Below are 22686 nucleotides of genomic sequence, written 5' to 3' on the forward strand. Positions count from 1 at the left end.
CCTACGGTCCGGCGACGCCTTCCAGTCGCCGGACCTGCTTGGTGGTGAGGTCCTGCAGCGAGGACGGATCCACCTGCGCCGGTGAGGTTTCCGCGATCTGCACGACGCTGCTGCCGACGACGGCGATCGTGGCCGCGGAATACAGCGACATGCCGCCGCTGGTGGTGCGGATCTGGAACGAGCTCGACGCGGAACCGGCCTTCGGCTGATCGAGCCCGCCCAGCCGGTAGTCGACGGAGGTGCCGTCGGCGTCGGTGCCGGAATAGCTGCGGCAGTCGCGCAGCAGTTTCTGCGCCGCCGCGAACGCCTGCGCCGCATTGCCGTCGGCGTAGCTGGCGATATCGATATCGATGCTCGCGAAGTTCGGCGACGAGTAGTGCACCGCGCCCCGGGCGGACGGCCCGCTGTACAGATCACCCACGGGTGCCAGCACTTTCGCGCATTCGGCCGGATCGGTGTGGGAGCGGTCCGGCGGCGTCTGCCCGTTACCGGCCGAGGCGTCCTCGAGCTGCGTGAACCCCGGGGGAAGATCGGCCGGGGTGAGCAATCGCGCCCGCAGCGCATCGGAATCGGTGACGGCCGGGGCGGTGATCGGCGGTACGGTCGCCGTCGCGGGCAGCGACGGCAGCGAATCGTCGTGGTGCCCGCATGCGCTCACCCCGACGACGACGCCCGCGAGCACGACCGCGGCGCGATTCACTCGCCCCATCGCACCTGCGTCCGGACGTCCTGGCGCAGCAGCACATCGGTGTGCGGATCGCGGTAGCACTGATTGCCGCCGATGGTGATCGCGCCCGAAACGGGAAGCGGCAGGCCGAGATCCACGGTGATGGTGCCCGCACCGTGCATCAGGTAGTCGATGATGTCGAGGTCGCCCGAATTGTTGGGCAGCTGCCAGGTGGCCGTTTTCGGCGTCTGGGTGATGTCGAGGGCGATGGTCAGCAGATTGCCGTCGCGCTTGGTGAGCGTCGCGGTCGTCATCTGGTCCAGCGGAACCACTCCCGAGACGCGCTGATGCACCGTCCACACCGCACCCTCGCCGACCGCGTCGGCGGGGAAGGCGATCGCCTCGTACACCGCCTGGTAGAAGGCTTGTTCGATGGCGGCGCGCGCGGTGTCGGGCGTCGACGGGGCCGGTGCCATCCGCAGCGCGGTGACGGCGCCGAGGTCGGTGAACTCGATGCCGGCGTGGGATCCGTCGGCCGCGACCAGTTGCTGATCCAGGGCCGGGTCCGGTGACGTGGCCGTGCCGAGGACGAGGTCCACCCCGTCGGCCTTCGCGTCCGCGGTCAGCGGAATGGCCACCGACGGCGGCGAGAAGTCCCGCACCGCCTGATCGTTGATCTGTTGTTCGACGTGGTGGTCGGTGCGCAGGGTCACCTGCTGGGAGGTGCCGGGGCGCACGGCCGGGCGCAGCGGAGCGTGCGGTTCCTCGCCCGGGGTGACCAGGGTGGCGACCGCGGCGGAGATCGGCAGGGTGACCTCCTTGCCGAAACCCGAGGGCTCGACCTCGGCGTCGCTGGTGGCCTCGGTCCCGTCGCTGCAACCGACGCCGAGCGCGGACAGGGTCACCGCCAGCACCATCAACAGCACTCCCGAGCGCACCGCGCGCGGATTCGGGCCCCGGCCGGACGCGCCCGCGGGGCGCAGACCGGTCACCGAGGCGCAGGAGTGGGAAGACAACACCGTCACGCCGAACAGGGTACGACCGATTCCTGAAAAACAGCTTTGACTCCCGTCCGGCCACGCGCTGGGTGACAGCACCGCGAACCGGTGATGACGTGATAAGGAATGATGTCTAGCTGTGAATACGGACCGGCCGCGTGAGCAGCACCTCGACGACCCCGACGAACCCCCGCGCGAATCCGCGGCGGATCGGGGCGCCGACCGCGACGACGGATCCGGCACCCGCGGCGACAGCGCGGATTCCGCTCCGGCGCGGGACGGCTCGGGCGCCGGCGCTCCCGGCGATTCCGCGACGAACGGGACCTCCGGCACCCCGGCAACCTTCCCGCGCCGCCTGCCGTGGCTGCTGTTGATCGCGGCCGTCGTGCTGGCCGTGGACCTCGGCACGAAGGCCCTGGTGGTGGCGAAGATGACCCCCGGCGAACCGATTTCGGTCATCGGCGACGTGGTGCGGCTGACCCTCATCCGCAATTCCGGCGCGGCCTTCTCCATGGCCACCGGCATGACGTGGCTGCTGACCCTGATCGCGGTCGCCGTGGTGATCGGGGTGATCCGCATCGGCCGCACCCTGCGCTCGCTGAGCTGGGCGATCGGTCTCGGCCTGGTCCTCGGTGGTGCGCTGGGCAATCTGGTGGACCGGCTGTTCCGTTCGCCCGGCCCGCTGCAGGGACATGTGATCGACTTCATCGCCGTCACCAAATGGTGGCCGGTGTTCAACGTCGCCGATTCCTCGATCGTGTGCGGGGCGATTCTTCTGGTGGTGCTGACGGTGTTCGGATTCGAACCCGACGGCACCCGCGCCGGCCACGACGATGACGAGGGCGCCCACGCCGGTGACGATCAGGACGGGAAGGCGGGCGAATGAGAGAGACACGAGCCATGCCGATCCCCGACGGTCTGGACGGCATGCGGGTCGACGCCGGGCTTTCGCGGCTGCTCGGCCTGTCGCGGACGGCGGTCGCCGCACTGGCCGAGGACGGTTCGGTGCAGATCGACGGCGCCGCGGCGGGGAAGTCCGATCGGCTCGTGGCCGGGGCCTGGCTGGAAGTGGAGTTCCCCGAACCGAAACGGGAGCTCACCGTCGAGGCCACTCCGGTCGAGGGCATGAAGATCCTCTACGCCGACGACGACATCGTCGCGGTCGACAAGCCCGTCGGCGTCGCGGCGCACACCGGTGTCGGCTGGTCGGGTCCCACCGTGGTGGGCGGACTGGCCGCGATGGGGTACCGCATCTCGACCTCCGGCGCGCACGAACGCCAGGGCATCGTGCACCGGCTCGACGTCGGCACCTCCGGGGTGATGGTGGTGGCGCAGTCCGAGCACGCCTACACGGTGCTGAAGCGGGCCTTCAAACAGCGCACGGTCGACAAGCGCTATCACGCGCTGGTGCAGGGACATCCGGATCCCTCCAGCGGCACCATCGACGCCCCGATCGGGCGGGCCCGCGGCAACGACTGGAAATTCGCGGTCACCGCCGACGGCCGGCCCAGCGTCACCCACTACGACACCGTCGAGGCGTTCCAGGCCGCGAGCCTGCTCGACATCCACCTGGAAACCGGGCGCACCCATCAGATCCGCGTGCACTTCTCCGCGATCCGCCACCCCTGCTGCGGTGATCTCACCTACGGCGCCGATCCGCGACTGGCCGAGCGGCTGGGTCTGCAGCGGCAGTGGTTGCACGCGCGCAGTCTCGGCTTCGCCCATCCCGCCGACGGCCGCTGGATCGAGATCACCAGCGACTATCCCGACGATCTGGAGCATGCCCTGGATGTGCTGCGCGCGGTGTGACGGGTGCGGCCGGTGAGTGAGAAGTGGCGCCCCGCAATCGGTTTCGCGGTCGTGGTGGTGCTGCTGATCGCCGTCGTGGTCCTGGGCTGGGCGCGGCCGCCGCGCGCGTCGGTCCTCGGCACCGACCGGCTCGGGCCGGACTCCGGTGAACGCGTCGCCGACTATCTCGAGCGCGCGCACGAATCGCTGTCCGGCGCCGACACCGCGCCCCGCTGGGCGCTGGTGACCTCCGATACCGGCCTGAACACCGCTGCCGTCGTCGACATCGGTGCGGGACTGCGTATTTCGCAGGTGCTCTACCACGTTCCGATCGAGCGCGTGTACACCCCGGTGATCACCGTGCCGGTCCCGGCCGGGACCGCCGCGCTGCGGTCCGCGCAGGCGGCGGCCGCCGGCGCGATGGATCACGTGCAGGCCGACGACGACCGCTCCCGGCGCCTGGCGGCGGTGCTGGCCGCGCGCCTGCACTCCGGCTGCGCCTGTGCGGTGAACTTCGTGGTCCGCGGCACCCTCGCCGAGCTGCGAGGTCTGGCCTCGCGCAGCGGGATTCGCAGTGTGCAGGCGCTGCCGCCGGATGCCTCCGCGGGCGCGTTCGCGGTGGTGCCGCTGCTGCCCGAACACGTCGACGTCGTGGCGCCGGGACCCGACGACGGCCCGATTCCCGACCACTGAGGCCGGCCTGCGCTGTCGGTGCCGCGCGGCATAATCGAGGCAGCGGGCGAGGGGAGAGGATGTGCCGGTGGATCGAGACGCAGGGCAGCGGGACCGGGCGCAGGGGGTGCTACTGGGGACGGCCGCCGGTGACGCACTGGGCGCCGGATACGAATTCACCCATCCGGCACCGGATTCGGTGATCGAGATGCGCGGCGGCGGCTCGCTGCGGTGGGAACCGGGGGAGTGGACCGACGACACCGCGATGGCGGTGGGTATCGCGCTCGCGGCGGCCGAACACGGTGCGCTGCACCACCCGGCGGGCCTGGACGCCGTCGCCCGGGAGTTCGTGCGCTGGTGGGACAGCCGCCCCAAGGACGTCGGATATCAGACGAGTCAGGTGCTGCAGTGGCGCAGCGCCGACGCCGCCGATATGCGCCGGCGCTCCTTCGAACTCGACGGGCTCACCGGCGGCAACGGATCGCTGATGCGCACCGCTCCGCTCGCCCTGTGCTATCTCGACGACCCGGACAACTGCGCCCGCGCCGCCCGGGCGGTGAGCGAACTCACCCACAGCGACGTCCGGGCCGGTGAGGCGTGCGTGCTGTGGTCGTGGGCGATCCGGCATGCCGTGCTCTACGGCGATTACGACGGCGTGCGCGGCGGCCTGGCCTTCGTGGACGCCGATTTCTGGGCCGCGGTACTGGACGAGGCCGAATCCGGCACTCCCGCCGACTTTCCGAAGAACGGCTGGGTGGTGCACGCGCTGCAGACGGCGTGGTGGGCGATCACCCATACCGAATCCCTGCCGGCCGCACTGGAAGCGGCGGTGCGCGCGGGCGGCGATACCGATACCACCGCCGCCATCGCGGGCGGATTACTGGGCGCCCGCTGGGGTGCGTCGGCGATTCCGCCGCAGTGGGTCGCGCTCCTGCACGGATATCCGCGGCTGCGCGGCGACGATCTGGTCGCGCTCACCCGCCGCATCGTCGATCGCCGGATCGCACCGCGCGTACGGCCGGATGCCGGATGATTGCCCGCCTGTGGGGCCGGGACCGCGTGCCGTCCGATTCGCCGGAAACGCTCTAGGCTGTCGGACATGTCGATCACCGAGCAGCAAGCGCGCGCACCGGGCCTGACCGCGGCCGAGGTCGCGCAGCGCGTTCGTGACGGGCAGACCAACGATGTGCCGGATCGGGCGAGCCGATCGGTTGCCGACATCGTCCGGGCCAATGTGTTCACCCGGATCAACGCCATCCTCGGCGTCCTGTTCGTGCTGGTCCTGGCCACCGGATCGATCATCGACGGCATGTTCGGCCTGCTGATCGTGGCCAACAGCGTGGTCGGCATCGTGCAGGAGCTGCGCGCCAAGCGGACCCTGGACAAACTCGCCATCGTCGGCCAGGCCAAACCGGTGGTGCGCCGCGACGGTGCCGCCACCGAGGTCGGCCCGAAGGATGTGGTGCTCGACGATCTGATCGAGCTGGGGCCCGGTGACCAGATCGTGGTCGACGGCGAGGTCGTCGAATGCGAACTGCTCGAGGTCGACGAATCCCTGCTCACCGGTGAGGCCGATCCGATCGACAAGTCGGTCGGCGCGAAGGTCATGTCCGGCAGCTACGTGGTCGCCGGATCGGGCGCCTACCGAGCCACCAAGGTCGGCAAGGACGCCTACGCCGCGCAGCTGGCGCACGAGGCATCGAAGTTCACGCTGGTCGATTCGGAGCTGCGCAGCGGTATCGACACCATCCTGAAGGTCATCACCTACCTGCTGATTCCGGCGGGCCTGGTCACGATCTACAACCAGCTGTTCTCCAGCCACCAGAACTGGCAGCACGCGCTGAACGGTATGGTCGCCGCGCTGGTCCCGATGGTGCCGGAGGGCCTGGTGCTGATGACCTCGATCGCGTTCGCGGTCGGTGTGGTGCGGCTCGGCCAGCGCAAATGCCTGGTCCAGGAGCTGCCCGCGATCGAGGGCCTGGCCCGGGTCGACGTGGTCTGCGCGGACAAGACCGGCACCCTCACCGAGAACGGGATGCGGTTGTCGGAGCTGCGGGTCGTCGGCGATGTGCCGCAAGACCGGTTGCGTTCGGTGCTGGCCGCGCTCGCCCACGACGATCCGCGCCCCAACGCCAGCGTGCTCGCCATCGCCGAGGCCATGACCGAGGATCCGGACTGGTCGTCCACCGCGGTCGCGCCGTTCAGCTCGGCCAAGAAGTGGAGCGGCATCTCCTACGGCGAGCACGGGAACTGGCTGCTCGGAGCGCCGGATGTGCTCCTCGACCCGGATTCCGGCATCGCCGCCACCGCCCAGGACATCGGCGCGCAGGGGCTGCGGGTGCTGCTGCTGGCCTCCTCGGATCGGCCCGTCGACGATCCGGACGCGCCGGGCACGGTGACGCCGCAGGCGCTGGTGGTGCTGGAACAGAGGGTTCGCCCGGACGCGCGCGAAACGCTGGATTACTTTGCCGGCCAGGACGTCTCGATCAAGGTGATCTCCGGCGACAACGCGGTGTCGGTGGGCGCGGTGGCCTCCTCGCTCGGCCTGCCCGGTGGTGAGCACGCCGTCGACGCGCGCCGATTGCCTGCCGCCCAGGCCGAATTGGCCGATGTGCTGGACCGCGAAACCACCTTCGGCCGGGTCCGCCCGGATCAGAAGCGGGCGATGGTGGGAGCGTTGCAGTCGCGCGGGCACACCGTCGCGATGACCGGCGACGGCGTCAACGACGTCCTGGCGCTCAAGGATGCCGATATCGGTGTCGCGATGGGATCGGGCAGTCCGGCCACCCGCGCGGTCGCGCAGATCGTCTTGCTGGACAACCGTTTCGCCACCCTTCCGTATGTGGTGGGGGAGGGCCGGCGGGTGATCGGCAATATCGAGCGCGTCTCGAATCTGTTCCTCACCAAGACGGTGTACTCGGTCCTGCTGGCCTTCCTGGTGGGGGTGGCCGGCATCGGATCGCAGATCTTCGATTACGCCCCGCTGTCGTATCCGTTCCTGCCGCGGCACGTCACGATCGCCGCCTGGTTCACCATCGGCATTCCGGCCTTCATCCTGTCGCTGGCTCCCAACAACGAAAGGGCGCGAACGGGTTTCGTGCCGCGGGTGCTGCGGCTGGCGGTACCCTCCGGCACGGTGATCGGGGTGATGACCTTCATCGCCTACCTGATCGCCTACTGGAGCGCCGACCAGAGCCTGCCGACGGAGGCGCGCGAGGTGCAGATCGGCACGACGGCGCTGATCACGCTGCTGGTGATCGCGGTGTGGGTGCTGGCGATCGTGGCGCGGCCGTGGAACTGGTGGAAAATCCTGCTGATCGCCGGTTCGGTCGCGGGTTATCTGATCCTGTTCACGGTGCCGTTCACCCGCCACTTCTTCAAACTCGACCCGTCGAATGCCGAGCTGACCGGGGTGGCGTTCGCCTGCGGCGCGGTCGGCATCGTGCTGGTGGAGGTGGCGTGGTGGGTCACCGCGATGGTGACCGGTGAACAGCGGCACCTGTTCCCGGATTCGCCGGGCCGGAAGCCGCTGGGGCGCAAGGACTGAGCCGCGACGCGCGTCAACTGGTCGCATGGTATGGCGCGCCGTGAACGTCCTTGTGCCACGCATCGATTCGCAACGCGGGTACCTTCGGCAGTATGGAGGTCCTGCTGCATCAGATCGATGCGTTCGCGGATGCGCCCTTCACGGGTAATCCGGCCGCGGTGATGCCGCTGCTCGGCTGGTTGCCCGACGAGCTGCTGCAGCGACTGGCCGAGGAGAACCGGCTGTCGGAAACGGCCTTCTACACCTCGGCGCTGCCGGTGGAGGCCGGATTGCCGCCCGGTGACGGCCCGGCCTTCTGGCTGCGCTGGTTCACTCCGGCCACCGAGGTCGACCTGTGCGGGCACGCCACCCTCGCCACCGCGGCGCAGATCTTCGACGATATGCATCCCGCCGCCGACCAGTTGCACTTCTACACCCGCAGTGGCTGGCTCGGGGTGAGCCGCAGCGGCGACGAGCTCGAGCTCGATCTGCCGCTCGTGGAATCCGTGGACACCGTCCCGGACCCGGATCTGATCACGGCCCTCGGGGTGCGGCCGCTGCGCGTGCTGACCGGCCAGGACGAGGTGGTCGTGGTCGCCACCGAAGCGGAAGTGGTTCGTGCCCGCCCGAATTTCGCCGCCTTCCCGGTGCTGCGCCGCGGGGTGATCCTCACCGCACCCGGCGACCACACGGATTTCGTTTCCCGCTTCTTCGCCCCCGGCGTCGGTGTCGACGAGGACCCGGTCACCGGTTCCGCGCACGCCCAGCTGGCACCGCTGTGGGCCCGCGATCTGGGCCGCGGCGATCTGTCGGCCCGCCAGCTCTCCGCCCGCACCGGCCGCCTGCGCTGCACGGTCAGCGGCTCGCGCGTGCTGCTCACCGGCCGCTGCCACCGCTACCTCGACGGAGTGGTCCGCCTCCCGCAGGCTGAAATTCTGCCGATCTCGCCCTGAACGAATCCGCTCCCGGCGCCGGAGCGGACCGGCGACCGCCGGGCGCCCGTGACCGCGGCGGTCCGCGGCCGTGCCGACGAATGAGCGCGTGGTCCGAAACCCGCTCGACAGGCGTTACCGGACGGAAGTAGCGTGCGGCTGGTGCGGGTGCGTGGATCGGTGAACGACGTGGAGGAGGCGACCGGCGCGGGAGGTGCCGCCGGGGGTCGAGGACGGTGGAGGCGCTCTCCGGCCGGTGGCGGTGTGGCGGTCGGCGCGGCGGCGTATCTGATCTGGGGCATGTTCCCCGCCTTCTTCGGATTGCTCGGTTTCGCGGGGCCGGTGGAGATCCTGGCGCAGCGGATTCTGTGGACCCTGGTCGTGGTGCTGGTGTTGCTGCTGGCGGCCGGGCGGTTGCGCGAACTGGGAGCGATCGACGGCCGGACCTGGCGGCTGGCGGCGGTGGCCGCGGCGGCGATCTCGATCAACTGGGGGACCTACGTCTACGGCGTGACGTCGGGGCACGTGGTGGAATGCGCGCTCGGCTACTTCATCAACCCGCTGGTCACGGTCCTGTTCGCAGTGGTGCTGTTCCGGGAGCGGCTGGTGTGGCCGCAGTGGGTGGCGCTCGGGCTCGGCGGCGCGGCGGTGGTGGTGCTGACCGTCGACTACGGCAAGCCACCGGTGATCGCGCTCGTGCTGGCCTGTTCCTTCGCCACCTACGGTCTGGTGAAGAAGGTGATCCGGCTCGACCCGATGCGCAGCGTCGCCGCCGAGGGTGTGGTGTCCGCGCCGTTCGCGCTGGCGGTCGTCATCGCGCTGGGCGTGCGCGGGGACGCCGAGTTCGGGCACGGCGCCGGCCACACCGCCCTGATGGTCGCCACCGGCCCGGTGACACTGATTCCGCTGTTGCTGTTCGCCTTCGCCGCCTCGCGGGTGCCGCTGTCGACCATGGGAATTCTGCAATATCTCACTCCCGCACTGCAATTGGCGTGGGGTGTGCTGGTGGGGCACGAGCCGATGCCGGCCTCGCGCTGGATCGGATTCGGGCTGATCTGGACGGCTCTGGCGGTATTCACCGCCGACGCGCTGCACCGATCCCGGCGCTTGGCACGGCGGGACGCGCTGGGTTAATGTCGGATCCGTGGCGATGCTCCCGTAGGCCGACGAGTACCGGTCCGGGGTCGGGATCGTCACTATCAGAGGAGAAATCCTGTCCATCCAGTTCAACCACACCATTGTCGGCTGTCGTGACAATCGGGAATCGGCGCAGTTCTGGGCCGATATTCTGGGATTGAGCGTGGGAACGCCGTGGGGGCCGTTCATTCCGGTCACCGTGCACAACGGTGTCACCTTCGATTTCGCTCCGGTCCCGCCGCATGTCACCGAGATTCAGCCGCAGCATTACGCCCTGCTGGTGTCCGAATCCGAATTCGACGCGGCCTACGCGAAAATCCGGGATCGGGGCCTGAGGTTCTGGGCCGATCCGCGGCAGAGCCGGGAAGGCGAGATCAACCACAACGACGGCGGTCGCGGTATCTATTTCCTCGACCCCAGCGGTCACTACATGGAGTTGCTGACCGTGCCGTACGGCGGATGGCCCGCGGCGACCGGCGAACAGCGATAGTGTGCGACCGGCGGCCGAATTCGCTTCGGCCGCCGGTCTTTTTTCGATCGAATTCCCCCCGTTGTCAGGGCGAGACCGCGATACCCAGCGACAGTGCGGCGAAGGTTTTCGGTGCCGGAGAATCGTAGAACCGATCCATTTCGGTGATCTCGAATCCGGCCTCGTCCAGTAATCCGCGGATATCGCGATTGAGGTGGCATCCACCGGCGATCACCTGCTGAACCGGATCGAGCCGATGCTGCCAGGCACGCACGTTCGCATCCGGCGCCAGCCCGTGCTCGACGAAATGAAATGTGCCGCCGGGCAGCAGAACTCGCCGCACCTCCCGCAGCGCGACGGCGATATCGGGAATCGTGCACAGCGTCCACGTCGACAGCGCGCTGTCGAAACTGTTGTCCGCGAACGGCAACGACTGCCCGTCCAGGCCCGCCCGCTCCACCGGCACCGGCGAGTCCGCGACCCGCGCCGCCGCCAGTCGCCACCCCAGATCCGCCGGCTCCACGGCGCTGACGCGACTCACCCCGGCGGGATAGAACGGCACGTTGCGACCCGAGCCGAATCCGATCTCCACCACCCGGCCACGCAACCCCGCGCACACCCGTCGGCGCAGCCGATCGTTGGCCGGCACTCCACAGACCCGATCCGTCAACCGCGGCAGCACCCGCTCGCTGTAAATTCCCACCCTCTCACTGTGTCAAGTCGCCCTGCGCGCCGCTACCCGTCAGGGCACGGGGGTGACATATTTGCCGAGCCATGTGGTGATGTAGCTCAGCACCTCGGGTGCGATGGTGGTTTCGATGGTCGGGTATTCCTTCGGGCTGCCGGTATCGGCGGGCTGCATCAGATGGTTGAGGCCGTCGAATACGTGGACGTCGGCATTCGGGTTGCCCGCCAGATCCGCCCGCGCGGCCGGGGCGCTCTGGGCGGCCGGAACCTGCATGTCCTTGGTCCCGTAGAAGGCCAGCACCGGAATACGCAGTGCCTGCAGGGCCGGCGCCGGGTCGTAGTCGACCAGGGCCTGGAAATACGGGGTGGTCAGCTGATCGATCGCCGATTGCGGCTGCCGCTGCTCCGGTGGCAGGGAGTCGTTGTGCTCGGTGGCGAAGCGGCGGATCTGTTCGTCGTCGCCGGTGCGGATCAACGTGGTCAGGGTGGTGATGTAGCCGACCTGCTTGCGGATGGCGTCGGCGTCGGCGTGCTCGCTGCGCAGCAGCAGGTCGTTCTGCGCGAGCAGCACATCCGAGCCGGAGACGGCCGGTCCGGCCATCATGATCACGAAGGCGAGCCGGCTGTCGGGGCGGGTGGCGGCCAGCGGCGCGAGATAGCCGCCCTCGCTGTGGCCGAGCAGGCCGATGTGGTTGCCGTCGATATCGGGACGGCTGCGCAGATAGCCCAGCCCGGCCATGATGTCGTCGGTCAGGTCGGTGTAGCTGCAGGTGTCGAGTTGGCCGCCGGTGCCGCCCACGCCTCGGTCGTCGGTGCGCAGGACGGCGTATCCGGCGCGCGTGAGGGTATCGGCGAGCAGCAGGAACGGTTTGTGCCCGGCGATCTCCTCGTTGCGATCCTGGGGGCCGCTGCCGGTCACCAGGACGACCGCCGGGAACGGTCCCGGCCCGCGCGGCCGGGTGAGCGTCCCGGCGATGGTGATGCCGTCGCTGCGATAGGTCACGTCCTCGGAGAGGTACGGCCACGGCGGGTGCGGCTCCTGCGGGCGCAGCGGAGCCGGCACCTTCCCCCGATGCATGGTCAGTGCCAGATCGTGACCGGACTGGGTGAAGGTTCCGGTGACGGTATCGGCGCGGCGGTCGTAGCGGCCGGTGAAATGCGGATCGCCCGGCAATCCGGGGATCGTGAAGGCGATCGCATCCGGGTTGGTATCGACCTGTTCGAGCGGCAGATCGAAGATGCCCTGCGCCGGAACCGTCACGCTCCCACCGTCTTCGGTGAAGGTCACCCCGATCGGCAGCTGCTGGTTCGGCAGCGGCAGGACAGCGTTCCAGTCACCGACGACGGGGGCCGGGCGCGGCGTCGCGGTCACCTTGTCGGAACTCGAGCAGGCGGCCACCAGGGCCACGGCGAGCAGCGTGGCCACTGCCACGATCAGATCCCGATGCCGCCGCGATCTCGGCGGTGTTCCCGCCCAGCCGCGGGATTCCGGCAATTCGGACCTCGTTGACCGCAACGATCGCATGTCTCAACCATGACACACCGCAGCGGGTGTAGAGGTGTTTCGGCAGGTCACGACACTGGGTGGGCACGTGGTCCGAAGATCACGGACAGGGTCGGCGCCGTGTGCGGTCCGGCTCGAACCGGTCTCGGGGGTGTCACTGTGCGGACAACGTCGTTGCCCGCACAACGGTACGCCCGTACCGTAGGGTATGTGAGCAACGACGCTTTACCCGCAGGTTCTGCGGCTCTGCCCGCAGGTGTGCGTGGCTCGGCCGCGGTCGAGTTCGAACCCTTGGTGCGCAATTTCGCGCGTATTGTCGGGGGCCGTGCCGGAGCCGGAGGCGGTCTGACCGTGCTTCGGCACGGTGAGCCGGTGGTCGATGTCTGGACCGGCTACTCCGATCTCACCACGCCCTGGACCCGTGATACGGGTAGCGTCGCGTTCTCCGCGACCAAGGGCATCGCCTCCACTGTGATCCACCGCCTGGCCGACCGCGGCCTGATCGACTACGCGGCCCCGGTGGCCGAATACTGGCCGGAATTCGGCGCGGCCGGAAAATCGCGAATCACGGTGGCGCAGTTGCTCACTCACTGCGCCGGACTGTCCTCGCTGCCGGGTGTCGCCGGCGGACTGGACGAGGTGCTCGACCACGAACTCATGGAACACCGGCTGGCCGCCGCCGCGCCGGACCGGTTGCTGGGGGTGCCGGCCTATCACGCCCTCACCTATGGATGGCTGCTGGCAGGACTGGCCCGCGCGGTCACCGGTACGAGTATGCGCGAGCTGTTCCGCACCGAAGTCTCCGAGCCGCTGGGCATCGACGGCCTGCATCTCGGGCGCCCGGCGCCGGACTCGACCACCACCGTCGCCGCGCTCGCCGGTTCCCGGCTGGCCGTGGCCGGCACCGCACTGGGTGCCCTGCTCCTCGGGCAGGCCGGGCGTTTTCCGGGTCCGCCCGGCGCCGCGATTCGTGCGCTGTTCCTGCCGGGCGTGCATGCCCTCTTCGACGGTGACGAGCCGTCGATCCTCGCGACCGAAATGCCCGCCGGAAACGGCGTATTCACCGCGGGCGCATTGGCCTCGGTCTACGGCGTGCTCGCCGACGACGGCATGATCGCCGGTCGCCGATATCTGTCGGCGCAGACCATGCGTCATATCCGGCGCGTGCAGACGCGCCGGCTCGATCACGCCCTGTTCTACTTCCCGATGATGTGGCATCTCGGGTACCACACGTTCCCTATTCCGGGGGCCTCCTCCGGATTCGGCCATATCGGCCTGGCCGGATCCTTCGGCTGGGCCGAACCGCGGCTGGGCCTGTCCGTCGGATTCGTGCACAACCGGTTCACGCCCCAGTCGTTCGTGTGGGATCAGCTGGCCGCGGCCTGGGTGCTGCCGCTGGTGATTCGCGGCGCGCGGGCCATGCGCGACGGCCGTCGTTCGTCGCAGCGCCGCGCTGCCTGATCGGACGCCGAACTGCCCTGTGCCGCAGAACATCTCGCGGCACAGGGCAGTTCGTTCGTAGAGATCAGGTGAGGTACTGGTAGGTGGGGGAGTCGGGATCCAGCTGCTGGCATTGGATCGGCGAGGCATCCATGCGCGCCAGCAGTGCGTCCAGGCCGGACGGCGCGCCCAGTTCGATGCCGACGAGTGCGGCCCCGGTCTCCCGGTTGTTGCGCTTGACGTATTCGAAGAGGGTGATGTCGTCGTCGGGGCCGAGCACCTCGTCGAGGAATCGGCGCAGCGCGCCGGGTTCCTGCGGGAAGTTCACCAGGAAATAGTGTTTGAGGCCCCGGTGCACCAGTGACCGTTCGATGATCTCGCCGTAGCGCGAGATGTCGTTGTTGCCGCCCGACAGCAGGCACACCACCGTCGACCCCGGCTCGATATCGATCTCCGCCAATGCCGCCACCGCCAGCGCACCCGCCGGTTCGGCGATCACACCCTCGTTCTGGTACAGCTCGAGCATGGCGGTGCAGATGGCGCCCTCGTCGACCTGCATCATGCGGAAAGAGCCCGCGCCCCTGGGGGATTCGGTGCCGATGAGCAGCGGCAGCGACGCATGCGACACCACGCGCCCGCCGAATTTCGAGATCGTGGCATAGGGCAGGTCGCCCACCCGCCGCACGGCCGCGCCGTCGACGAAGGGATCGATCTGCGGCAGCGTGACCGGACCGCCCGCGACGAGGGCGGCCGTCATCGAGGCGGCACCGGCCGGCTCGACGCCGAGGATGGCCGTGGCCGGCGAGCGGTCGCGCAGATAGGTGCCGATGCCGGCCAGGCATCCGCCGCCGCCGACGGGGATGATCACCAGATCGGGAGCGCTGGGCAGCTGTTCGAGGATCTCCACCGCCACGGTGCCCTGCCCGGCCGCGGTGCGGGCGTCGTCGAACGGCGGGACCATGGTGGCGCCGGTGCGGGCGACGTCGTCGGCGGCCGCCGCGGCCGCCGCGTCGAAGGTGTCGCCGACGGCGATCAATTCCACGAAGTCGCCGCCGTGGGCGAGGATGCGGTCGCGCTTCTGCTTGGGCGTGGTGGTCGGTACGTAGATGCGGCCCTGGATCCCCATCGCGCGGCAGGCGAAGGCGACGCCCTGGGCGTGATTGCCGGCGCTGGCGGTGACGACTCCGGCCGCGCGTTCGCCCGCGTCGAGCTGCACGATCAGGTTGTAGGCGCCGCGCAGCTTGTAGGAGCGGACCGCGGTGAGGTCCTCGCGCTTGAGGTAGACGTTCGCGCCGGTGGCCGCCGACAACCGCTCGATTCGCTGTAGCGGCGTCGGCTCGACGATGTCGGAAATTCGCTTGGCGGCCGCGTCGATCTCGTCCGCGCTCAGTTCGGGCAGCGGAGCGGATACTTTCTCTACGACATCCAGCGGTTCAGACACCCGAACATGCTATCGGTCGCGCTCGGTCCGGCGCGCGGCAGTTTCCGTAGCGGTCCGGAACGCCCGGAAACCGGCGACGCCCGGACCGTAGGCCGGGCGTCGCGGCGGTGATCGTCGTGGACCGGTGACCGTGGTGATCCGGGTGAATCAGGACTTCGGGGTCAGGACGAAGACCGGGATCTCGCGGGCGGTCTTCTCCTGGTAGTCGGCATAGTCCGGGTAGGCCGCGACGGCGCGCTCCCACCAGACGGCCTTCTCCTCGCCGGTCACCTCGCGTGCGGTGTAGTCCTTCACCACATCGCCGTCGCGCAGTTCGACGGTCGGGTTGGCCTTGAGGTTGTAGTACCAGACTGGATGCTTCGGAGCGCCGCCCAGTGAGGCTACCGCCGCGTACTCGCCGTTGTGCTCGACCCGCATGAGCGGAGTCTTGCGCAGCTTGCCGGTCTTGGCGCCGATGCTGGTGACCAGGATGATCGGCATCCCGCGGTCGAGCAGGGTATTCGCTTCGGACCCGTTGGAAGCCTCGTATTTCTCGGCCTGCTCGCGGGCCCAGTCGGATGTGCTGGGTGCGTAATCTCCGGTGAGTGGCATGCCCGGCACAACATCGACGGCCACGGATGTGTTCCCCACGCCCTTCGTGACCGGATCGCCGCAAATGTTCGGTGGACCGAAATTCCGGATACGTGTAGCCTGACGACATGACAGCGGTCAGCCCCATCGTTCGCCCGGTCCGCCGTGCCACGCATACGGTGCGGATCGCGGGGGTGCCGTGGCCGGTGTACAAGCTCGAGTCCGTCGCGCTGGGCGCGCTGCTCGCGCTGATTCTGGGCCTCATCACCGGTTCCGCAGAGCTCGCCGTCCTGGTCGCCGCCGGCGCAGCGGCGCTGCGATGGATTGTGGGAGCTGTTGCCCATCGAGGTAGCACCGCCTGACGGCGACACCACCCGCGCACGGTAGTCGAATCCGCGTGCGCCCAGCCCCTCGTACGGACCATCGAGGAGTCCGGCGTGGCGCCCCGGTGTGCCTCAGCTCGCCAGGCAGCCCGGGCCGAGCAGCGCTTTCAGATCACCCATCAGTGCCGAGGACGGGGAGACCCGCAGGTTGTCGGCGACCTTGAGCATCGTGGTCTTCTCGCGTGATCCGACGTGGCGGATGTGCACATCGGCGGTGCCGGGGTGGCTGGACAGGACCCGCTTGAGCGCGCTCACCTTGTCGGGAGTGCACAGCCGGGTCGGGATCGTCACCGCCAGAGGCTTCTCCATACCGATCGACGACAGATCCGGCACCACCAGATCGTTGGCGATCAGCGAGATCCGGTCGTCGCGCACCGAGACGCGCGCCTTCACGAGCACGACGGCGTCCTCGGCGATGTCCATCCCGTACACCGAATAGGCCTGCGGGAAGAACAGCACCTCGATACCACCGGTGAGGTCCTCCAATTGTGCCGAGGCCCAGGGCATTCCGTTCTTGTTGACGCGCCGGGTCACCGAGGCGAGGATGCCGCCGATGGTCACCTGGGCGCCGTCCTTGACATCGCCCTGCAGAATGGCCGGAATCGGCGTGTCCGCCTGTGCGGCGAGCACATGCTCGACCCCGTTGAGCGGATGGCCGGACACGTAGAGCCCCAGCATCTCTCGTTCGAGGGCCAGCTTGTGCTTGGCCTCCCACTCCTCGTCGGGCACCTTGACGTCGAAGACCGAGGAGATCGAATCGTCGGCGTCGTCGAGCCCGCCGAACAGGTCGAACTGCCCGATCGCCTCGGCCTTCTTGGTGGCCATCACCGCGTCGATGGCATCGGAATGCACGAGCAGCAGGCCCTTGCGCGGATGTCCGAGGGAGTCGAAAGCGCCTGCCTTGATGAGGGATTCGGTGACCTTCTTGGTGCAGGCGATGGTGTCGATCTTGTTCAGGTAGTCCGAGAAGTCGGTGAACTTCGACTTCTCGGTGCGTGCGGCGATGATCGAGGACACCACGTTGGTGCCGACGTTGCGCACCGCGCCCAGGCCGAAGCGGATATCGGTGCCGACCGGCGCGAAGTTCTGTTCGGACTCGTTGACATCGGGCGGCAGCACCGTGATGCCGAGGCGGCGGCAGTCCGACAGGTAGACCGCGGCCTTGTCCTTGTCGTCGCCGACGCTGGTGAGCAGGGCGGCCATGTATTCGGCCGGATAGTTGGCCTTGAAGTAGGCGGTCCAGTAGGAGACCAGGCCGTAGGCGGCGGCATGCGATTTGTTGAACGCGTAACCGGCGAACGGGAGGATGGTGTCCCACAGCGCCTTGATCGCGGCCTTGGAGTAGCCGTTCTCCAACATGCCCGCCTCGAAGCCCTCGAACTCCGCGGCCAGCACCTCGGCCTTCTTCTTACCCATCGCGCGGCGCAGGATATCGGCTCGTCCGAGCGAGTAGCCGGCCACTTTCTGGGCGACGTGCATGATCTGCTCTTGATAGACGATCAGACCGTAGGTTTCGCCGAGGATGTCCTTGAGCGGTTCCTCGAGCTCGGGGTGGATCGGCTTGACCTCTTGGCGCCCGTTCTTGCGGTCGGCGTAGTCGTTGTGCGCGTTCATGCCCATCGGGCCGGGGCGATACAGCGCGCCGACGGCCACGATGTCCTCGAAGGCGGTGGGCTGCATGCGTCGCAGCAGATCGCGCATGGGCCCACCGTCGAGCTGGAACACACCCAGCGTGTCACCGCGGGCGAGCAGTTCGAACGTTTTCGGATCGTCCAGCGGCAACGCGTCGAGGTCGACGTCGACGCCGCGGTTGGCCTTGGCGTTGTCGATCGCGTCACCGAGCACGGTGAGGTTGCGCAGGCCGAGGAAGTCCATCTTCAGCAGGCCGATGGCCTCACACGACGGATAGTCCCAGCCGGTGATGATGGCGCCGTCCTGGGCTCGCTTCCACACCGGGATCGCGTCGGTCAGCGGCTCCGAGGACATGATCACCGCGCAGGCGTGCACGCCGGCGTTGCGGATCAGGCCTTCCAGACCCTTCGCCGTGTCGTAGATCTTGGCGATATCGGGATTGGATTCGATGAGGGTGCGGACCTCGGCGGCCTCTTTGTACCGCTCGTGCTCGGGGTCGGTGATACCCGACACCGAGATGTCCTTGGCCATGATCGGCGGCGGCAGCGCCTTGGTGATCTGATCGGCGATCGCGAAGCCGGGCTGGCCGAACAGGACGCGGGCCGAATCCTTCAGCGCCGCCTTGGTTTTGATGGTGCCGAAGGTGATGACCTGGGCGACTCGGTCGGTGCCCCACTTCTCGGTGGCGTAGCGGACCATCTCACCGCGGCGGCGATCGTCGAAGTCGATATCGATATCGGGCATCGAGACGCGCTCGGGATTGAGGAATCGCTCGAACAGCAGACCGTGCGGCAGCGGGTCGATATTGGTGATCTTCAGTGCGTAGGCGACCAGCGAACCGGCGGCCGAACCGCGGCCCGGCCCGACCCGGATCCCGACCTCGCGGGCGTGGTTGATCAGGTCGCCGACGACGAGGAAGTAGGCCGGGAAGCCCATCTTCAGGATCACGTCGATCTCGTACTCGGCCTGATCGAGGTACTTCTGCGGGACACCGTCGGGGAAGCGGTACTCCAGGCCGCGCGCGACCTCCTTGCGCAGCCACGAGGCCTCGGTCTCACCCTCGGGCACCGGGAATTTCGGCATCCGGTCGCGGTGGATCCACACATCCTCGTAGGACTGCACGCGCTCGCCGATCAGCACGGTGTTGTCGCACGCTCCGGGGACCTCGCCGTCCCAGATCTCGCGCATCTCCGCGGCCGACTTCAGGTAGTAGCCGCTGCCGTCGAATTTGAAGCGGGTCGGGTCCGACAGCGTCTTACCGGTCTGAATGCACAGCAGCGCTTCGTGATTCGTGGAGTCGGATTCGTGCACGTAGTGGCAGTCGTTGGTGGCCAGCGGCGGAATGCCCAGCTTCTTGCCGATGTCGATCAGGCCTTCGCGCACCCGGCGCTCGATGGACAACCCGTGGTCCATCAGCTCGAGGAAGAAGTTGTCCTTGCCGAAGATCTCCTGCCACTTGGCCGCGGCCTCCAGCGCCTCGCGCTCGTGCCCCAGTCGCAGCCGGGTCTGCACCTCGCCCGACGGGCAGCCGGTGGTGGCGATGATCCCCTCGGCGTACTGGGCGATGATCTCGGCGTCCATGCGCGCCCACTTGCCGAGCTGGCCCTCGATCGAGGCCAGACTCGACAGCTTGAACAGGTTCCGCAGACCGGTCGCGGTCTCGGCGACCATCGTCATATGGGTGTAGGCGCCGGAGCCGGAGACGTCGTCGCTCTTCTGGCTCGGGTCACCCCACTGCACGCGCTTGGTGTTGAACCGGGACTCGGGCGCGATGTAGGCCTCGATGCCGATGATCGGCTTGATGCCCTGCTTCTTGGCCGAGTTGTAGAACTCCGAGGCGCCGTACATATTGCCGTGGTCGGTCATCCCGACCGCGGTCATCCCGAGCCGCTCCGCCTCCTTGAACAGGGGCGTGATCTTGGCGGCGCCATCGAGCATCGAGTACTCGGTGTGATTGTGCAGATGTACGAATCCCGAGTCGGCCACGCGAGGAATCCTAGTCGACCGGACCGACAGCCGACGCCAGGGAACTACATGCGTGCAATTCGGAGCTCGGCGTGTCGGGCGAGTCTCCCGGAATCGCCGGGAATGCCCCGCATCGCCGTGGCGAACCTCACCGCCGCGACCGCGGCGGGCGGGCGATCGCCGGAACGGATTCGAGTGGCACCGGTAACGCCGCGCGGGCCCGGCGGCGATAACCCGGCTGCGAGAGACGAACGGTCCGGAAGGGCAGATCGGTGCGTCACGGCGGTCGGCGGTCATCGTGCCGCTCCCCGTCTCGCCGATGACGGTCGACCGAGACGAGGGCGGTCGGCCGTCATCATTTCTTCGTCGCCGTCGTTCTCTTCGCCGTCGAACGCCGTCCCAGGTAGCTGCCGGCGGATCGCGGACGGGCGGGCTCCCACTACTCGCATCTCTGCCCTCCGATGCCGGCGAGCATTAACGTAATCACGCGCCCGGCGGGATAATTCGAGTAGTTCGCTACTCGCGAGCGGCACGGTACGGGGCGGGAGGATTGCCGGTATGAAGCGTTTGGTTGTGTGCTGTGACGGCACGTGGGGATCGGAGAGCAATCCGACGGTCTCCAATGTTGTGAAGATCGCCGAGTCGGTGCGGTCGAGCGCCGTCACCGACGCGGGCGACCATGTGGGACAACGGGTTTTCTATGTCGACGGCCCCGGCTCCCGCGGCTATCTGGCCGACAAACTGCTCGGCGGCGCGTTCGGGCTCGGCCTCGACGCCAACCTGTCCACGATGTACTGGCAGCTGGCACTGAACTGGGAACCGGGAGACGAGATCTACGTCTTCGGCTTCAGTCGTGGCGCCTATACCGCCCGCAGTCTCGTCGGGATGATCAACCGGCTCGGACTGCTCACCGCCGACGCGATGGTCGAGCGCGCCTATCCCGAGGCGTTGAAGATCTACCGTCAGCGCAAAGTGGATCCCGACGGTCCGGATCGGCCGGAGTGGATCGAATTCCGTGAGCGCAACTGCGTCTATCCGGTGCCGATCACCTTCCTCGGCGTCTTCGACACCGTCGGCGCGCTCGGGGTGCCGCTGCTGACGTCGTGGCGCTACCGCTTCCACGACGTGCGGCTGTCGCGAAATGTGCGGTACGCGCGGCAGGCACTCGCGATCGACGAACGCCGCCGGATGTACGCACCGTGCCTGTGGGAGATCACCGACGACCCCGAGGGCGGCCCGAGCGGAGCCGACCGGGTGCAGCAGATCTGGTTCGAGGGTGTGCACACCGATATCGGCGGTGGCTACGCCGACAGCCGGCTCTCCGACATCACGCTGCGGTGGATGGTGGAGCAGGCGCGGACCGCCGGATTGAGCTTCGACGACGAGCGCATCGAACAACTCCTGAACCGCCCGGCCGCCGTGCCCCCCGTGCCATCGGCCGCGGCGCCGGAGCCGGCGGTCACGGTGCCGGATTCGCCTCCGCGGGCGCACGATTCACTCACCGTCTTCTACCGCGTCCTCAATCGCGTGGGCTGGGCGCTGCATCCGCGCAACCCCCGCTTCTACGCGGATTCCTGGCGCCGTCTGTCCGCGCCGGGTGATCGACGTGTCTACCTCGCGGACTGTGCCGCGCCGTGCCCGACCTACCGCCCACCGAACGTCGTCCGCTGGGCCGAGGAACTGGACGGACCGTTGCCCACCCTGCCGGTCGGTGAGAGCGACGACAGCGTCGACGATCACCCGGCAGGCGAACCTGTCGTGGGCGGACAGCACCCGGCGGGTAGCGGCTCGGTGGCCGGCACCGCCGCCTGATCGCCGCCGCCTGATCGCCGCTGCCCATCACGGCCTTCGCCAGGTGCGTTTGCCGGCGGTGCGGAGCTACGGCCCTGCTGATGCGCCGGAAATGACCGGTTTCGGCAACCGCCGGGATGGCCGACGGCGAATCGGCAGCGCCTCGCTCGCCGTGTGGCGCTGCCGGTTGCCGGGCTGTGCCCGCCGGCTGAACCTGTCCCCGGGCGTGTCCGCTGCGCGCCCGGGTTCGCTTGTGTCTCAGCGCCTTAGGCGGGCGCGGCGACCCGAGTTCCGCATGCGCCGAGGGCGCGTGACCTGATCGAGATAAACCCGGTGTGTGATCGGTCGCACACATCACTGCAGGTCCAGCCGATTTTTCTCAGCGTAATAACATCCGTTGTTCACTTGACGTTATGTTTACGTTAACTTGCCGCAATCATTCTGTGACTCACCAAGAAGCAGACAAACGGTCTGTTTTCACCGCGGCGAGCGGGCTTTTGTTCTGTAGATCGTCGCGTTGGTCCCACCACCGTTCGACGCATCCGGAGTTCATATCGCCATGCAGATCAGAAGACTGTTACCCCTCGCCGTCCTCGCCGCCGTCGTCACCGTGCCCGTCGCGGCCCACGCCGATGCCCCCGCTGTGCCGCCGCAACTGCAGCAGTTGGTGCAGGGATTGCCGCAGACGCAGCAGGACCAGGCTCAGCAATTCCTGCAGACCCTGCCGCAGCCGCTGCAGCAGGTGGTCCCGCAGACCTATTCCGACAACCTCGACGGCTGGATCAAGCACGCGCTCTTCGTGATGGGCCAGCACGGCATTCCGGGCAGCTACGACGGCATCTACCGCAATGCCATGCGCGAGTCGGGCGGCAACCCGCGTGCCATCAACCTCTACGACTCCAACGCCGCGGCCGGCATCCCCTCCAAGGGCCTGATGCAGGTCATCGATCCCACCTTCGCCGCCTATCACGTGGACGGCACCTCGGGCGACATCTACGACCCGGTCGCCAACATCGCGGCCGCCTGCAACTACGCCGCGCACCGCTACGGCTCGATCGACCACGTGTTCTCGGCGTACTGATCC

19 protein-coding genes are annotated in these 22686 nt (G+C 68.4%); 12 read left to right on the forward strand and 7 right to left on the reverse strand.

Translation table 11 applies throughout. From position 1 onward, the window contains the following. Nucleotide 1 precedes the first annotated feature (1 nt). Complete coding sequence (locus tag A5780_RS08460; RefSeq protein WP_064908161.1) at nucleotides 2-709, reverse strand: sensor domain-containing protein; 708 nt, start codon at nucleotides 707-709, stop codon at nucleotides 2-4. Further along, on the reverse strand, nucleotides 697-1692 hold the full coding sequence (locus tag A5780_RS08465; protein WP_227462937.1) for a hypothetical protein: 996 nt from the start codon (nucleotides 1690-1692) through the stop codon (nucleotides 697-699). The genes A5780_RS08460 and A5780_RS08465 overlap by 13 nt, the downstream gene beginning before the upstream one ends. Nucleotides 1693-1804: 112 nt before the next feature. Between A5780_RS08465 and lspA the strand changes: the two genes are divergently transcribed. The 8 genes from lspA (at nucleotide 1805) to A5780_RS08505 (ending at nucleotide 10210) form a co-directional block, all read left to right on the forward strand. After that, nucleotides 1805-2551 (forward strand): signal peptidase II, encoded by a 747-nt coding sequence (lspA, locus tag A5780_RS08470; protein WP_064908162.1) that lies wholly within the window; start codon nucleotides 1805-1807, stop codon nucleotides 2549-2551. Further along, nucleotides 2548-3474, forward strand: a complete 927-nt coding sequence (locus tag A5780_RS08475) for an RluA family pseudouridine synthase (protein WP_030514692.1) — start codon at nucleotides 2548-2550, stop codon at nucleotides 3472-3474. Before lspA ends, A5780_RS08475 begins: the two co-directional genes overlap by 4 nt. 12 nt (nucleotides 3475-3486) lie before the next feature. Then, nucleotides 3487-4146 (forward strand): hypothetical protein, encoded by a 660-nt coding sequence (locus A5780_RS08480; RefSeq protein WP_064902279.1) that lies wholly within the window; start codon nucleotides 3487-3489, stop codon nucleotides 4144-4146. Nucleotides 4147-4213: 67 nt separating this feature from the next. After that, complete coding sequence (locus A5780_RS08485) at nucleotides 4214-5158, forward strand: ADP-ribosylglycohydrolase family protein (RefSeq protein ID WP_064908182.1); 945 nt, start codon at nucleotides 4214-4216, stop codon at nucleotides 5156-5158. A 66-nt stretch (nucleotides 5159-5224) separates the two neighbouring features. Continuing rightward, nucleotides 5225-7672, forward strand: coding sequence for an HAD-IC family P-type ATPase (locus A5780_RS08490; protein ID WP_063012918.1), 2448 nt, complete (start codon nucleotides 5225-5227; stop codon nucleotides 7670-7672). 92 nt (nucleotides 7673-7764) lie between these two features. After that, a complete protein-coding gene (locus A5780_RS08495) occupies nucleotides 7765-8604 on the forward strand; it encodes a PhzF family phenazine biosynthesis protein (RefSeq protein WP_064908163.1) in 840 nt (279 codons plus the stop codon). A 243-nt stretch (nucleotides 8605-8847) separates the two neighbouring features. After that, nucleotides 8848-9717: an EamA family transporter RarD gene (rarD, locus tag A5780_RS08500; RefSeq protein ID WP_063012967.1), complete on the forward strand. Its 870-nt coding sequence runs from the start codon at nucleotides 8848-8850 to the stop codon at nucleotides 9715-9717. A 79-nt stretch (nucleotides 9718-9796) separates the two neighbouring features. Beyond that, nucleotides 9797-10210, forward strand: a complete 414-nt coding sequence (locus tag A5780_RS08505; protein ID WP_064908164.1) for a VOC family protein — start codon at nucleotides 9797-9799, stop codon at nucleotides 10208-10210. A gap of 64 nt (nucleotides 10211-10274) precedes the next feature. Here A5780_RS08505 and A5780_RS08510 read toward each other — a convergent pair whose 3' ends face one another. Beyond that, nucleotides 10275-10892, reverse strand: a complete 618-nt coding sequence (locus tag A5780_RS08510; RefSeq protein WP_030514685.1) for a class I SAM-dependent methyltransferase — start codon at nucleotides 10890-10892, stop codon at nucleotides 10275-10277. A gap of 39 nt (nucleotides 10893-10931) precedes the next feature. Continuing rightward, nucleotides 10932-12308 carry an alpha/beta fold hydrolase gene (locus A5780_RS08515; RefSeq protein ID WP_342749264.1) on the reverse strand — a complete coding sequence of 459 codons (1377 nt, stop codon included), beginning with the start codon at nucleotides 12306-12308 and terminating at the stop codon, nucleotides 10932-10934. Nucleotides 12309-12590: 282 nt separating this feature from the next. Here A5780_RS08515 and A5780_RS08520 point away from each other — a divergent pair, with 282 nt between their 5' ends. After that, nucleotides 12591-13841: a serine hydrolase domain-containing protein gene (locus A5780_RS08520; protein ID WP_063012925.1), complete on the forward strand. Its 1251-nt coding sequence runs from the start codon at nucleotides 12591-12593 to the stop codon at nucleotides 13839-13841. 64 nt (nucleotides 13842-13905) lie between these two features. On the opposite strand, the gene ilvA is transcribed toward A5780_RS08520, so the two are convergent. Together ilvA and A5780_RS08530 are read right to left on the reverse strand one after the other, a co-directional pair. Then, nucleotides 13906-15261: a threonine ammonia-lyase IlvA gene (gene ilvA / locus A5780_RS08525; protein WP_063012927.1), complete on the reverse strand. Its 1356-nt coding sequence runs from the start codon at nucleotides 15259-15261 to the stop codon at nucleotides 13906-13908. Between the two features lie 147 nt (nucleotides 15262-15408). Next, nucleotides 15409-15852 (reverse strand): nitroreductase family deazaflavin-dependent oxidoreductase, encoded by a 444-nt coding sequence (locus A5780_RS08530; protein WP_063012971.1) that lies wholly within the window; start codon nucleotides 15850-15852, stop codon nucleotides 15409-15411. 107 nt (nucleotides 15853-15959) lie between these two features. Between A5780_RS08530 and A5780_RS08535 the strand changes: the two genes are divergently transcribed. Further along, nucleotides 15960-16193, forward strand: coding sequence for a hypothetical protein (locus tag A5780_RS08535; RefSeq protein WP_030514680.1), 234 nt, complete (start codon nucleotides 15960-15962; stop codon nucleotides 16191-16193). Nucleotides 16194-16286: 93 nt separating this feature from the next. Here A5780_RS08535 and dnaE read toward each other — a convergent pair whose 3' ends face one another. Further along, nucleotides 16287-19832, reverse strand: coding sequence for a DNA polymerase III subunit alpha (dnaE, locus tag A5780_RS08540; RefSeq protein WP_064908165.1), 3546 nt, complete (start codon nucleotides 19830-19832; stop codon nucleotides 16287-16289). A gap of 537 nt (nucleotides 19833-20369) precedes the next feature. Between dnaE and A5780_RS08545 the strand changes: the two genes are divergently transcribed. Both A5780_RS08545 and A5780_RS38975 read left to right on the forward strand, forming a co-directional pair. After that, nucleotides 20370-21623, forward strand: coding sequence for a DUF2235 domain-containing protein (locus A5780_RS08545; RefSeq protein ID WP_082976346.1), 1254 nt, complete (start codon nucleotides 20370-20372; stop codon nucleotides 21621-21623). Nucleotides 21624-22161: 538 nt separating this feature from the next. After that, nucleotides 22162-22683, forward strand: a complete 522-nt coding sequence (locus A5780_RS38975; protein ID WP_081879377.1) for a transglycosylase SLT domain-containing protein — start codon at nucleotides 22162-22164, stop codon at nucleotides 22681-22683. Nucleotides 22684-22686 lie beyond the last annotated feature (3 nt).

Origin of the sequence: Nocardia sp. 852002-20019_SCH5090214, assembly GCF_001665865.1 — a bacterium.
In the GTDB taxonomy this organism is placed as follows: domain Bacteria; phylum Actinomycetota; class Actinomycetes; order Mycobacteriales; family Mycobacteriaceae; genus Nocardia; species Nocardia nova.